The sequence below is a fragment of the Photobacterium kagoshimensis genome, assembly GCF_050337045.1.
GTDB classification, from domain to species: domain Bacteria; phylum Pseudomonadota; class Gammaproteobacteria; order Enterobacterales; family Vibrionaceae; genus Photobacterium; species Photobacterium kagoshimensis.
On the sequence record NZ_JAKJSO010000022.1, the window covers coordinates 44,628 to 57,501 of the forward strand.

Sequence of the window (12,874 nt, forward strand, 5' to 3'; positions counted from 1 at the left end):
TTATTAGTTGAAGTATGCTCGCCTATTGCAAGGTGTTACCGGTACTCGGTCTTACAGATTCGAGGTATTACTGGGCGATCACCTTGCCTTCACGGCGAGGATCGGCGGCGCCAATCAGGTTTTTCCCATCAATGCGGATCGCTTGTACCCCAGAGTTGAGCGGTTTGATTTTTACCTCAAAGCCTAAGCGCTCTAATTTAGGTGCCCAGAGTTCGGCATTGGTGTCTTGTTCTAGCTCAAAAGTACCAAAGCGGTTGTTCATGTTAGGTAAGTTGATGGCCTGCTGTAAATCGAGCCCCCAATCGAGATGGCCGACCAAAGTTTTAGCGACATACCCAATAATTTGGCTGCCACCGGGTGAACCCACAGCCAAGCGTGGCTCGCCATCTTCTAATACGATAGTCGGTGCCATTGACGAGCGAGGGCGTTTACCTGGCTCAATGCGGTTGGCAATGGGAATGCCATCGATATGGCTACGGAAGGAAAAGTCAGTTAGTTCATTGTTGAGCAGGAATCCACCGACCATTAAGCGAGAGCCAAAGCCATTTTCTATCGTGGTGGTCATAGAGACCACATTGCGATCTTTATCGACGATGGTGAAGTGGCTGGTCGATGGGAATTCTAATGATTCATCTTGTGCGTAAACATTGGCGTAACTCCAGGTCGGCATACCAGCTTCGACGCTAGACAGCGCCATATTACCGTTGAGTAATTTGGCCCGTTGTTCGATATAGCCATCGGCCAGTAAGCCTTTGGTGGGCATCGGCACATAATCGCTATCGGCCATATAACGGCCCCGATCAGCAAAAGCAAGGCGTGAAGCATCACCCAGCAAGCGCCAACTGTGGACGTCACTGGCCCCCATGTTATCGAGCGGATAATGGCTAAGCATCCCCATGATTTGCCCGAGTGTGAGGGCGCCCGAACTTGGCGGTCCCATGCCGCAGATACTGTACTGGCGGTAAGGGGCGCACACCGCAGGGCGTTCTTTGACTTGGTAAGTGGCGAAATCGATAGTGCTTAATACCCCAGGATTTTCTTTCACACTCCGCACTGTTTTGACGATGTCTTTGGCGATTTGACCATGGTAAAAGGCGGTCGCACCTTGATCGGCGATCAAGCGCAGTGTCTTGGCGTATTCGGGGTTTTTAAGGCGTTGTCCTGCTTGAATCGGGGTACCGTCGCGATTAAAAAAGTAGGCTTTAGTGGGGGCAAACCGCTGGAGGTATGTTTGGTCTTTCTCGACCAGTAAGGCTAATCGAGGGCTTACGATAAACCCTTGTTGTGCCAGTTTGAGTGCAGGTTCAAATAGCTTTTTCCACTCTAATGTACCTAACCGTTGGTGGGTGTGCCAAAGCAATTTGACGGTGCCCGGTGTGCCAACAGAGCGGCCGCCCACCACAGCATCGAAGAATGTTAGTGGCTGGCCTTTGTTGTCTTGAAACAAAATGGGGGTGACGGCATACGGTGCGGTTTCACGGCCATCAAAGGTAGTCATCGCTTGTTTTTTTGCATCCCAATACACTAAGAATGCGCCGCCACCAATCCCCGATGATTGCGGTTCGACTAAGCCCAATACCAATTGCGTTGCAATCATGGCGTCAATAGCATTACCGCCTTGGCGCAGCATTTGTGCACCTGCTTCACTGGCAAGGGGATTGGCAGCGGCCACCATCCATTCACTGCCTGTGACCAGTGTTTGGTGTTGTAAGCCTGTCGCGGCTTCTGGGGCGATACTATCGGTGGTTTGGCTGGCAAAAAGTAAGGTACTAGAAAAAGCAAACGCCAAGCTGAGAGTGAGCTTGGCGAGAGTTGGCTGGGGGATTCGCGGCATTGGTTGTCCTTTGATTTATGTGCATTCCGTTTGCAATAAAATCAGAGTGGCAGCCTTATTATCCCTTGTCTAATTATTGGCCTGCTTTTGTGCTTAAATTCAAATTCCGCTGACTACCGACCATAAAATTATTGAGCCAATGCTGATAAAGAGTACTCCGCAGAGGCCATCAATGTAGGGCGCGGCATACTGCAGTTTTTGTTGGAGGCGTTTGCCGGTTAAGAGCCAAGCTAATAGGGCAAACCACATAAAAGAAGTGAGCCATAAAATTGCGATGGCACTGATTTTCCCCGTTAACGACATATCGGCAGGTACCAGCGTTGATAGCAGGCTAATAAAAAACACCAAGGCTTTAGGGTTAAGAATATTGGTGGTGAAGCCTTTCATCAGCGCTTGTTTGCGGTTTGCCAAGACTCGCGGTGGTGTTGGTGAAGTAGCAGGTTGTGTGGCTGATTGCGACTTTTCATTGTTGTGTTTACTGTTGCGCTTGGTTTGCCATAGTGGCAATAAAATCCCCTTTACGGCACCAACCCCAAGCCACAATAAGTAACTGCCGCCCGCAGCTTGCAGTAGGGAAAATAACATCGGGTGTTGATGAATAAGGAGACTTGCCCCGGTGAGGCTCAAAATAGAGTGCATCAAAATACCCAGAGATAATCCCAAGGCAATGCTGATCCCTGTTTGACGCCCATAGCGACCTGCATTTTGTACCACTAAAGCAAAATCAGGCCCAGGGCTCATCAGGGCAATAATGTGGACAGTGACAAGTGTGAATAGCGTAGTGACTTCGTTGATCATTGTAGCGATGACATCCTTCAAACTGCGAGGCGGAATGCCCAGCGGTCGTCAGAATGCCGTAATTTGCAGATATAAGCTTGTAAAATAATGACAGTGAATAGGCGTAGCGGTTATTTGATGTGTGAAGGGGCAATACCATAGGTTTGCTTGAACGCATTGGCAAAGTGAGCTTGGTCGTAAAAGCCGACATGATACGCCACTTCAGTACTGCTAAATCCAGCTTTTAGCAGCGCCATGGCATGTTCTAACCGAAGGCGGGCTAACCACGCATACGGCGTCATAGCGGTCGCTTTTTTAAATTGGCGCAGCATCTGCGATGGGCTGAGATTACAGAGTGTTGCTAAATCTTCCAAGCCGATTTTTTGATCTAAATGGGCCATCACGTAGTCACGTAGCTGACGCAAATCTTTGCTACCCAATGCGGTGATGGGTGTTTCACGTACTTGCCCATAATGGGTTAACAAATAAGAAAACGACTCGATAGGAAGACTCTCTCGGGCCAATTGTGAGATCAGCGGATTATCGAGCTGCTGGTGGAGCTGCGTGAGTTGGTGAAATAACGGCTGATCAGCAATGTTGTTTTGCGGAAAGCTGTAGTGCATTTTGCCTGAAACTTCTTCGGCTTGTTGGCTAAGCCAATTCGGTGTGATGCTAAACACTTTGACGCGATAGCCTGATTGCTCTTTGGGTTGGCCATCGTGGATTTCATCAGGTGGCATGATCACTAATTGCCCCGCACCAGCGATGTGTTTAGCGCCTTGATAGAAGTATTGTTGTTGGCCGTGAGTGATCAAGCCTAAATGGTAATCCAGGTGATAGTGGCGCTTGAATGCAAAGCTTTGATAGTGGGCATCAATCAGGTTGATATCGTCAATGGGGCTTTTGCGATGGTTGATTATATTCATAGCAATGCTCCCCGTTGATTCGGCATGTTTTTGCTTGGCTCCCCTAAGTAGACCATAGCCATGACGGTGCGGCTTGTAAAAAAGTCACAGTACCGCATGGCCATGGATTAAACCGCGAGTCTCTTAACCTGTGGCTATCTGTTTTTTATTGTGGCGATGGGTGCGTAAGCCGTCTGCACTGAATATCACCAGCCCCGCCCAAATAAAGCCAAATGTTATGCCTTTATCAGCAGTAAACGCTTCGCCATATACAGTGACGGCGAGCAAGAACATCAAACTAGGCCCTATGTATTGGAAAAAACCTAAGGTCGAGAACCTCAGCTTAGTGGCAGCCCCGGTAAAGCACAGTAATGGCACGGTTGTGACAATCCCAGCAGCCATTAATAGCAAGTTGGTTGTGGTGCTATTTAATGCCCAGTTTGAGGTGGGGGTATCGGCAATCATTAACACGTAAAAAGCGGCGATAGGCAGCAGCAAACAAGTTTCGATAAAGAGCCCCGTTTGCGCATCAAGGTTGACCTTTTTGCGAAGTAAACCATAACAAGCAAAGGTGGCGGCTAACGCCAGTGCAATCCAAGGAAGTGAGCCAAATTGGATCAATTGCACCAAGACCCCGATAGTGGCGAGTGCCACAGCAACCCATTGCAAGGGGCGTAATCGCTCCCCAAGAAAAATCATGGCTAACACGACATTAAATAAAGGATTGATAAAATAACCTAAACTGGCATCAAGCATGTAGTTGTTATTGATTGCCCAGATAAAAATCAGCCAGTTGCTCCCGACCAATACCGACGTTAATGCCAGAATTGAGAGCATTTTGGGTTGGCGCATTATGGCCGCGACTTTGAACCAGTGACGACGAAGGCCGATGATCCCTGCTAAGAAAAAGAAAGACCAAATAACCCGATTACTCAATATTTCAAATGCACTGACATGCTGTAGAGATTTGAAATATATAGGTGCAATGCCCCACATGGTGTAGGCCGCGAGGGCGAGTAACACCCCTCGTCGTGTTTGTTGTGCTTGTTCGTCCATTGATCCCAGCTGTTTATATAAAAAGGCGAAAAGAGGGCATTTTTATCTGAAAAATGTGACAGCAGTATAAAACGATGCTCGAACAGAAACCAACCAGATTCAACAGGGAATGCTCGGTGGCGGCGTTTGGTATAGAATACTCGCCCCCTTAGTTCAAAGAGCCGTGTTATGTCATCAAGCTGTGCTGAATCTCAGACGCCGAACGCCCCATCTGCAAGCGAACAAATTTTGCAGGATGTGTTTGGCTACCAAGCGTTCCGTTTGGGTCAACAAGAAGTCATTGAAGCAGCGGCAGCAGGGCAAGACGGTTTAGTGATCATGCCGACCGGTGGTGGCAAATCACTGTGCTATCAAATTCCCGCATTAATGCTCGATGGCCTGACCTTGGTGATCTCACCGCTTATATCATTAATGAAAGATCAGGTAGATCAATTGCAAGCCAATGGGGTGGCGGCGGCATACTTAAATTCGACCATGACCCGCGAAGCGGTGATGGAGACTTTCGAGGCTATGCAGTCGGGGGCCGTGAAGTTGGTGTATGTCTCACCTGAACGCGCTCTGATGTTTGATTTTATTGAACGGCTCAAAGACACGCCACTGTGCTTGATTGCGGTGGATGAAGCGCACTGCATTTCGCAGTGGGGGCACGACTTCCGCCGTGAATATGCGGAACTCGGGGTGCTTAAACAATACTTTCCTGATGTGCCTATCTTAGCCTTAACAGCCACCGCAGATGACACCACTCGTAGTGATATTGTGAGCCGATTGGCTTTGGTCGAACCGCATGTGTATTTAGGCAGTTTCGATCGGCCGAATATTCGTTATACCTTGCAAGAAAAATATAAACCCATGGCGCAGCTCACCCGCTACCTCACGGGCGTGCGCGGCCAATGTGGCATTATTTATTGCAATAGCCGTAAGCGGGTTGAACAAATTACCGAGAAACTGTGCGGTGAAGGGATCCGTGCGGCGGCGTATCATGCCGGATTAGATTTTAGTGATCGCGCTTACGTTCAAGAAGGCTTTCAGCGCGATGACATTCACATTGTGGTGGCGACGGTTGCTTTTGGTATGGGGATCAACAAACCCAACGTACGCTTTGTGGTGCATTACGATATTCCACGCAATATCGAGTCTTACTATCAAGAAACAGGACGCGCAGGGCGGGATGGCTTACCCGCGGAAGCCGTGACTTTTTACGACCCTTCGGATCTGGCGTGGCTACGCCGTTGTCTTGATGAAAAAGAAGAAGGGGAGCAAAAACGGGTTGAGAGCCATAAGTTGAATGCGATGGGCGCGTTTGCCGAAGCACAAACCTGCCGCCGCCAAGTGTTACTGCACTACTTTGGCGAACACCGTGAACAAGCTTGTGGTAACTGCGATATTTGTATCGATCCGCCTAAGCGCTTTGCCGCACTTGAAGTGGCACAAAAAGCGTTGTCGTGTGTTTATCGCGTTAATCAAAACTTTGGTATGACTTACGTGGTGGAAGTGCTGCGTGGGATGCAAAATCAGCGGATCCGCGAACACGGTCACGATAAGTTAACCACCTATGGTATTGGTCGGGAGCACAGTAATGAGTTTTGGATCAGTATTTTGCGTCAATTGGTTCACTTGGGCTTTTTGAATCAAAATATTATGCGTAGCTCCACCCTGCAGTTAACCGAAAAAGCCCGCGCGATACTGCGTAGCGAAATCAGTTTAGAGTTAGCGGTGCCACGGTTAGACAGCGCCGCGCGTACCGCAAAAAACGATAAATTGGCCAATCGTCAGTACGATAAAAAACTGTTCGCGAAATTACGTAAGCTACGCAAAGCGATTGCCGATGAAGATGACTTGCCACCGTATGTGGTATTTAATGATGCTAGCTTAATGGAGATGGCAGAAAAGTTACCGACCTCCGCGGGGGCGTTGCTTGCAGTTAATGGGGTCGGTCAGCGTAAGCTGGAAAAATACGGTCAAGCCTTCTTAACGGTGATAGAAGAACACTTGATGGCGACGGTTGATTATTAGTCTATATGGCTTAGAACGTCGTTCAGGGGGATCGTAAATGGCAGGCAAAAAAATACCGGACTTATCCGGGTCCGGTATAAAATGCGTTGCTAACATAAATGAGATTATGTTGTCGTCGCTACAAAACAGCTTGCGTATTTGGTGAGAATGTTAACGTCACCTGCTACCAACATTGTATTAAGGGTGATGAGCCGTATTAATACAACCGCGTTGGTCACCCAGTTATAAAACCATGAAGCGATAGCGCTTGGCTATAGCTGAATTATGGTTTGATACCCATAGCAACAATTGGTTACAGGAATTAAACCAAATAGCGAATTTTAGCTATTAATTCGCTGCAAAAGGAGCCTATATGTCAACATTTTCTCATGAGCCCTTCTCGGTTCGCCGCCTTGATATCGACCATAGTCATCTGCTATTAACCGCGCCTGATTTTGATTATGACACCTTTGCTGAGGTGGCTGTCGCCTTGGTTGCACGAATAGATGCCACCGTGGTTGAGCGTGAAAAGAATGCCGATTTACATGTGTGGCTGATCGATTTTGAAGGTTGTCGGTTATTACTGAAAGGCGAGCATTACAGTGGTGCGTTGTGGCTAGAAGCGATGTCGAGTGCCGATAATGACACCTTGGCTTTTATTGCCACTCTGCTACCGAAGGATACTGCACAATATTGTTAATCTGCTTATCTGCCTTTTTCTTCTACGGTGAAACGATTGCGTGTAGTGGATGGCGGCGGCGGGGCTAGGCAGCTCGACTGGTTACTGTATAATCGCCCGCTTGGTCGCGTAGGGGTGAGATCCTACCGCGTGAATATATTTGGGTTCCCTCTCCCCCAATGACAAAAAGGTCTCTTTAATGACGACTTCGCAATTTACCCTCGCGCAACAGCGCAAAGCACTTTCTTACTTAGTGTTGTTCCACTTAGTGATCATTGCTTCAAGTAACTACTTAGTACAACTGCCTTTTACCGTGATGGGCTTTCATACCACGTGGGGCGCGTTTACCTTTCCTTTTATCTTCTTGGCAACGGATTTAACTGTCCGTATTTTTGGTGCTCAGATGGCGCGTAAAATCATTTTGCGCGTGATGATGCCTGCTTTGTTGATATCTTATGGCTTGTCGGTGGTGTTTTTCCAAGGGGAATACCAAGGCTTTGCGCATCTATTGGAATTCAACCTGTTTGTTGCGCGTATTGCAGTGGCAAGTTTTATGGCTTATTTATTGGGGCAAATATTGGATGTATCGGTATTTAACCGCTTACGCCAAGCGAAAAGCTGGTGGGTTGCCCCAACATGCTCAACCATTATTGGTAATGCTTTAGACACCCTCGCATTCTTCTCTATCGCGTTTTATAACAGCCCTGATGCGTTTATGGCAGCAAACTGGACGGAGATAGCCTTGGTTGACTACACCTTTAAACTATTAATTAGTTTAGGTCTGTTTGTGCCTATCTACGGCGTGTTGCTTAACTACTTAGTGAAAAAGCTTACCGCATTGAACCCCAATTATATGGGTGAGCAAAAATTAGTGTAATGCTAAGCATCACAACAGAAGCCAGCTTATTGCTGGCTTTTTTTTATTTGAAAGAGGGTGCCGCATATCGTGTGTCGCTGAAGATAAAGGGAAAAGGAGTGCCAATAATGCAGGTGCGTCAAGCGAGTTTAGAAGAAGCACTTGAAGTGCTGGTAACGATCAGCGAGTTTGATCATGTTGAAACATTAGAGAGCTTACAGGCGCGGTTAGCGGATCAACCAACACTGGTGCTGGTGGCTGAGGTGAATAAACAGCTGGTTGGCGTTAAAATTGGTTATGCAAAATCTGAGACTGAATTTTACAGTTGGATTGGTGGGGTGTCACCTTCTGGGCGTGGTCATGGCGTTGCCCAAGCTTTGCTAGAAGCACAGGAAACATGGGTTAAGGCGCAGGGCTACCAGCGTTTAACCGTAAAATCACGAAATCGTTTTGCCGCCATGCTGCGGTTACTATTACGCAATGGTTATTATATTGTTGAGCTAGAAAAGAAAGGTACATCGCTAGACTATCGCTTGTTTTTTGAGAAAATACTGTAGTAGTAACAAAGAGTTAGGCTATTTGTTGTTTGGTTTTTATGACAATAAAAGCGCGCTGATAGCGAGAGGGAAAGGCAAGATCCTGATACTGAGTTGGGTCTAAATGAAATTAATTCTCAATAAGTGCTTGCAATAAAGATGAGAATGGTTATTATTAACGAGCACTCAGGCGATGGCGGTAACATCAGCCAGCGTTCTGAAGGCACGACATTGCTCACATTGCTTCCAGTGTACTTCAGCTCATGGATGAATGTTCCCAGTGTAGGGCTAGGAACAACACACCACTTCTGCTGAGCGGCGCCTTCCAAAGTTGCGCCGCTTTTTCTTTTCTGGCGTTTACCCATTTCAAACTTTACCAGTTGATCCTGTCCGCTATTTATCTGATCACGCCAATTTCACCAACTCTTTGACCAATTTATTAATTCCGCTAGCGGCTTCGCTTAAACTGCCAGCAAGCATGTAGGCTGGCGTGGTGAGTAAGCGACGCTTTTGATCGAGGACGAAGTCATGGACAGGGCACTCGATGTGTTCACCGCCCATAGTATTAAACACTTTAGCAGTGTCAGGATCTGTACCGATCGTTCCTTTCACGCCAGCGCCGTAAATAAGCGGGATCATCGCAGGTGCAATACAGAGGTAGCCTGCGGGTTTATCGACTTTGGCAAAACTCTGGCAGGCTGTTAGTACGTCTGGATGGATAGTGCAATCGCTACCTTTAAGGGCAAAGTCTGACAGGTTCTTGGCAGCGCCAAAGCCACCGGGTAGTAATAGCGCATCAAATTGGTTGGCATGAAGCTCTTGGACATCTTGGATCTGACCTCGTGCAATGCGAGCCGCTTCGATCAAGACATTACGCGATTCATGGCTTTCTTCACCAGTGAGGTGGTTGATCACATGGTGTTGATCAATATTGGGGGCAAAGCAATGCCAGCTGGCGCCTTCTTGCTCAATGGCTAGCAGGGAAAGGACGGATTCATGGATTTCGCTGCCATCAAACACCCCACAGCCGCTTAAAATTACCGCAATTCTTTTCATTCTGGCTTCCTTTCTAGTCAAAATTGTCTATTTTTACAGTCGGCACGCTTAATTTAAGATAATGGTGCTAACGTTTTCCACAATCAATGATCATTGTTCGATCAAAGATCTATTTGTCTGTTTTTTGTTATCTTATTGAATTTAATGGTTTTTGCGTGTTGTTTTTTCATTGTGGATAATTTTGATCCCAGCTTAAAAATTAAATACTAACAAAGTTATCCACAGATTGAGGGTGTGTAGGGGAAAACATCAGTTAACACTGGCGAGTTGCCGTGGCATTCTAGTAGCCCGCCATACAGATTCCTCTCTTTGAGCATATATTATGCGCAATCTGTGTGCCGAATGATTATGACTTTTCCGGATATAAGAATATCTCTATGGCTACTATTCCAGATAACCCGCTTATTTTGATCGATGGATCATCTTATCTTTACCGTGCTTACCATGCTGCGCCAAACTTCACTAATTCAGACGGTGAGCCTACAGGTGCTGTGTATGGTGTGGTGAACATGCTGCGCAGTATGTTGCGCCAGTTTTCAACTGAACATATTGCGGTCATTTTCGATGCGAAGGGCAAGACTTTCCGTGATGATATGTATCCGGAATACAAAGCGAACCGTCCGCCAATGCCGGACGATCTTCGTGGTCAGATCGAACCGCTTCATGCTGTCATTAAAGCAATGGGCTTACCCTTGATTTCGATTTCAGGGGTAGAAGCGGATGATGTGATTGGTACGTTAGCGAGCCAAGCATCGAAAGCGGGGATGCCTGTACTGATCAGTACGGGTGATAAGGATATGGCGCAGCTGGTGGATGAGAATGTTACGCTGATCAACACCATGACAGATGTAGTGATGGATCCTGCTGGCGTGGTAGAGAAGTTCGGGATTGGCCCTGAGTTGATCATCGACTACTTAGCACTGATGGGCGATAAGGTTGATAATATCCCAGGTGTACCTGGGGTAGGTGAAAAGACGGCTAAAGCCTTATTAACCGGTATTGGTGGCCTAGATGCCCTGTACGATAACCTGGCCGATATTCCAGCGCTTGGCTTCCGTGGTTCTAAAACCATGCCTAAAAAGCTGGAAGACAATAAAGATGCGGCATATATGTCGTACCAACTGGCAACGATCAAGCTGGATGTAGAGCTTGATATGGCGCCGCATGAGTTGGTCAAAACAACCCCTGATACCGATGAGTTGACCAAACTGTTTGGTAAATTGCAGTTCCGCCGTTGGTTGAGCGAAATGCTGGATGGCAGCGATGGCAAGATTGTCGCAGATGAGCGCGTTGTTGGTGCTGACGCTGCCGATACGCCAAAAGTTGTTGCGCCTGTGATTGATCGCAGTGGCTACGAAACCGTGTTAGATGAAGCGAGCTTTAACGCTTGGCTTGAGCAACTGAATACCGCCGAAGTGGTCGCGTTTGATACTGAAACCGATGGCCTCGATTACATGACGGCGAACCTGATTGGGGTGTCATTTGCGGTTGAAGAAGGTAAAGCGGCGTACGTACCTGTCGCGCATGACTACCTTGATGCACCCGCGCAGCTTGATCGTGATTGGGTATTGGCGCAACTAAAACCACTGCTTGAAGATGCAAGCAAAGCCAAAGTGGGTCAAAACCTCAAGTTTGATGCGAGCATTTTGGCGCGCTACGACATAGATATGCAGGGGATTGTTTTCGATACCATGCTGGAGTCGTACGTGTTCAATAGCGTGGTTGGCCGCCATGATATGGATAGCCTATCGCTGCGCTACCTAGAGCATAAAACCATTAGCTTTGAAGACATTGCCGGTAAAGGTAAAAAGCAGCTGACCTTTAATCAAATCGATTTAGAACAAGCGGGTCCTTACGCTGCAGAAGATGCAGACATTACGTTACGTCTTCACAATGTACTGATTGCTAAAGTAAATGCTGATGAAAAACTCAAATCCGTGTTTGAAGATATTGAGATGCCACTAGTGCCAGTACTTTCACGTATTGAGCGAACAGGTGTATTGATCGACAGCATGTTAATGGGCGCGCAATCGTCAGAATTAGCAGCTCGTTTGGATGAACTTCAACAGCAGGCATTTGAAATTGCAGAGCAAGAGTTTAATTTAAGTTCACCCAAGCAACTTCAAGCGATTTTGTTTGAAAAGATGGGTCTGCCTATCTTGAAGAAAACACCGTCAGGCGCTGCCTCAACCAATGAAGAAGTGTTGCAAGAGCTGGCACTCGATTACCCATTGCCAAAATTGATTTTGGAATACCGTAGTTTATCGAAGTTGAAATCAACCTATACCGATAAGCTGCCGAAGATGGTTAATCCTGCGACAGGTCGTGTGCATACCTCTTATCATCAAGCAGTAACAGCCACTGGGCGCTTATCGTCAAGCGATCCAAATTTACAGAATATCCCGATTCGTAATGCTGAAGGTCGTCGTATCCGTCAGGCTTTCATTGCTCCAACAGGCTATAAAGTATTAGCAGTCGATTACTCTCAAATCGAATTACGTATCATGGCGCACCTTTCTGGTGATGAAGCACTACTAGATGCGTTCCGCCATGGTAAAGATATTCACGCCGCAACAGCCGCAGAAATCCTTGGCTTGCCGATTGAATCCGTTTCAACCGAACAGCGCCGTCGTGCGAAAGCGATCAACTTTGGTTTGATTTATGGCATGAGCGCCTTTGGTTTGGCGAAGCAGCTTGGTATGGGCCGTAACGAAGCACAAGAGTATATGGATGTGTACTTTGAGCGTTACCCAGGGGTGCTGGAATACATGGAAAGCACCCGTAATACTGCCAGTGAGCAAGGCTTTGTTGAGACCTTGTTTGGTCGTCGTTTACACCTGCCTGATATTAAGTCACGCAACGGTATTCGTCGTAAAGCGGCGGAACGTGCGGCCATCAATGCACCAATGCAGGGGACTGCGGCGGATATTATCAAGCGTGCCATGGTGTTGGTCGATGAGTGGGTGCAACAACAACCTGAAGGCCAAGTTCGCCTTCTAATGCAAGTACATGACGAACTTGTATTTGAAGTACAGGAAGCGCACCTTGAAAGCGTAACGGCTGAAGTGCAGCGTTTGATGGAAGCTGCAGCACAACTGGATGTTCCTCTTGTGGCTGATGCCGATTCTGGTGATAACTGGGATCAAGCCCACTAAGGGTTTTCGAACGATTTAATCAGATAAG

At 47.3% G+C, this 12,874-nt stretch carries 10 protein-coding genes; 5 read left to right on the forward strand and 5 right to left on the reverse strand.

The genetic code is table 11. The features are described 5' to 3' along the window. Positions 1-67 precede the first annotated feature (67 nt). From ggt to rarD, 4 genes are all read right to left on the reverse strand, one after another. Complete coding sequence (gene ggt / locus L4C35_RS19275) at positions 68-1,834, reverse strand: gamma-glutamyltransferase (protein ID WP_428464422.1); 1,767 nt, start codon at positions 1,832-1,834, stop codon at positions 68-70. Positions 1,835-1,933: 99 nt separating this feature from the next. Continuing rightward, positions 1,934-2,629, reverse strand: a complete 696-nt coding sequence (locus L4C35_RS19280) for a LysE family transporter (protein ID WP_428464473.1) — start codon at positions 2,627-2,629, stop codon at positions 1,934-1,936. Between the two features lie 113 nt (positions 2,630-2,742). After that, entirely contained in the window at positions 2,743-3,537 is a 795-nt protein-coding gene (locus L4C35_RS19285) for a helix-turn-helix domain-containing protein (RefSeq protein WP_428464423.1), read from the reverse strand. Between the two features lie 123 nt (positions 3,538-3,660). Further along, positions 3,661-4,572 (reverse strand): EamA family transporter RarD, encoded by a 912-nt coding sequence (rarD, locus tag L4C35_RS19290; protein ID WP_428464424.1) that lies wholly within the window; start codon positions 4,570-4,572, stop codon positions 3,661-3,663. Between the two features lie 168 nt (positions 4,573-4,740). On the opposite strand from rarD, the gene recQ reads away from it, so the two are divergent. The 4 genes from recQ to L4C35_RS19310 all read left to right on the forward strand — a co-directional run bounded on the left by recQ (position 4,741) and on the right by L4C35_RS19310 (position 8,656). Further along, positions 4,741-6,585, forward strand: a complete 1,845-nt coding sequence (gene recQ / locus L4C35_RS19295; protein WP_428464425.1) for an ATP-dependent DNA helicase RecQ — start codon at positions 4,741-4,743, stop codon at positions 6,583-6,585. A 352-nt stretch (positions 6,586-6,937) separates the two neighbouring features. Next, positions 6,938-7,264, forward strand: a complete 327-nt coding sequence (locus L4C35_RS19300) for a DUF3630 family protein (RefSeq protein ID WP_428464426.1) — start codon at positions 6,938-6,940, stop codon at positions 7,262-7,264. Positions 7,265-7,442: 178 nt separating this feature from the next. Next, positions 7,443-8,120, forward strand: a complete 678-nt coding sequence (locus L4C35_RS19305; RefSeq protein WP_428464427.1) for a 7-cyano-7-deazaguanine/7-aminomethyl-7-deazaguanine transporter — start codon at positions 7,443-7,445, stop codon at positions 8,118-8,120. Between the two features lie 107 nt (positions 8,121-8,227). After that, positions 8,228-8,656 carry a GNAT family N-acetyltransferase gene (locus tag L4C35_RS19310; RefSeq protein ID WP_428464428.1) on the forward strand — a complete coding sequence of 143 codons (429 nt, stop codon included), beginning with the start codon at positions 8,228-8,230 and terminating at the stop codon, positions 8,654-8,656. Positions 8,657-9,040: 384 nt separating this feature from the next. Here the strand turns inward: L4C35_RS19310 and elbB are convergent, their stop codons facing one another. Next, entirely contained in the window at positions 9,041-9,691 is a 651-nt protein-coding gene (elbB, locus tag L4C35_RS19315) for an isoprenoid biosynthesis glyoxalase ElbB (protein WP_428464429.1), read from the reverse strand. A gap of 377 nt (positions 9,692-10,068) precedes the next feature. Here elbB and polA point away from each other — a divergent pair, with 377 nt between their 5' ends. Continuing rightward, positions 10,069-12,846, forward strand: a complete 2,778-nt coding sequence (gene polA / locus L4C35_RS19320) for a DNA polymerase I (RefSeq protein ID WP_428464430.1) — start codon at positions 10,069-10,071, stop codon at positions 12,844-12,846. Positions 12,847-12,874: the final 28 nt, after the last annotated feature.